Annotated in this window: 1 protein-coding gene; it reads right to left on the bottom strand. The window is 71.8% G+C overall.

The genetic code is table 11. The annotated features are described in order from the left end of the window. Nucleotides 1-1,566: non-ribosomal peptide synthetase (locus AC3A57_RS22875; RefSeq protein ID WP_487581003.1), on the bottom strand; the 1,566-nt coding region annotated here is incomplete at both ends.

The raw sequence follows: 1,566 nt of genomic DNA, 5'->3' as shown, positions 1-1,566 counted from the left end.
GTAGGCCTGGCGCGCATGCGCCTCGCCTTCCGGCGCCGGCAGCGCCGCACGGTCCAGCTTGCCGTTCGGGGTCAGCGGCCAGCGCTCCATGTGCACATAGGCCGACGGCAGCATGTACTCCGGCAGCCGCGACTGCAGCTGGCTGCGCAGCGACGCCGCATCCACCGCCTCGCCCAGCCAGTACGCCACCAGGCGGCGTTCGCCGGCGTCGCCGTGCGCCGCCACCACCGCCTCGCGCACCCCCGCGCAGGCCTGCAGCGCCGATTCGATCTCGCCCAGCTCGATCCGGTAGCCGCGCACTTTCACCTGGAAATCGCTGCGGCCCAGGAACTCCAGCGTTCCGTCCGCCCAGTAGCGCGCACGGTCGCCGGTGCGGTACATCCGCTCCCCGGCCACGAACGGGTCGGCGACGAAACGCTCCGCGGTCAGCTCCGGCCGATTCCAGTAACCCTCCGCCAGGCACGCGCCGGCGATGTACAGATCGCCCGGCACCCCCACCGGGCTCGGCTCGCCGCGACCGTCGAGCACGTAGTAGCGCGCGTTCCAGATCGGACGCCCGTACGGAATGCTTTTCCAACCCGGATCCACCTGCCCCACCCGGTGGTAGTTCGACCACACCGTCGCCTCGGTCGCGCCGCCCAGCGCCACCACTTCGCAGCGCGGGAACGCACGCCGCAACGCGTCGGGCAGTTCCAGGCCGATCCAGTCGCCGCTGAAGAACGCCAGGCGCAGGTCCGACGACACTTCGCCCTGCAGCGAACCCAGCAAACCGGCGAACACCGCCGGCGCCGAGTCCCAGAAGGTGATCCCGCTGCGCAGCAGCTCCACCAGCCGCGCCGGGTCGCGCACCTCCTCCGAGCGCGCCACCTGCACGCTGCCTCCGCTCCACAGCATTCCGAACAGGTCGTACACCGACAAGTCGAAGCTCAGCGAGGTGGTGAACAGCACCCGGTCCGACGGACCCATGCCGAAGCTGGCCTCCACCCACGCGAACAGGTTCGCCGCCGCCGCGTGCCGGACCATCACCCCCTTCGGCCGGCCGGTCGAGCCGGAGGTGTAGATCACGTAGGCCAGAGCCTGCGGATCGATGCCGATCCCGCTCGCCGACGGATTCGTCTGCGCCTGGCCGGCCCAACGCTCGGCCTCGTCCACGCACAGCACCGGCACCGCCGACAAGCCTTCGTGCCGGGCCAGCGAACGCTGCGACAGCACCCGCGCCGGCGTGCAGTCCTCCAGGGTCTCGCGCAACCGCTGCGGCGGATGCGCCGGGTCCAGCGGCACGTAGGCCGCGCCCGCCTTGACCACCCCCAGCACCGCCGCCACCATCCACGGCCCGCGTTCGAGCAGGATCCCGACCCGGTCGCCGGCGCGCACGCCTTCGGCCAACAAGCCGTGGGCGATCCGGTTCGCGTGCCGGTTGAGCGTCTGGTAGCTCCAACGCTCCTCGCCGCACAGCACCGCCGGCGCCTGCGGTTGCAACCGCACCTGGCGTTCGAAACCGGCGTGCATCACTTCCTGCGGGCAGTCGCGGGCGGTCGCGTTCCAGTCCAGGGTCAGCCGGGCGCG

Source organism: Lysobacter sp. Soil_C_15 (assembly GCF_057657315.1).
The sequence above is the reverse complement of the archived record's forward strand: the minus strand, read 5'-3'. Positions and strand labels throughout refer to the sequence as shown.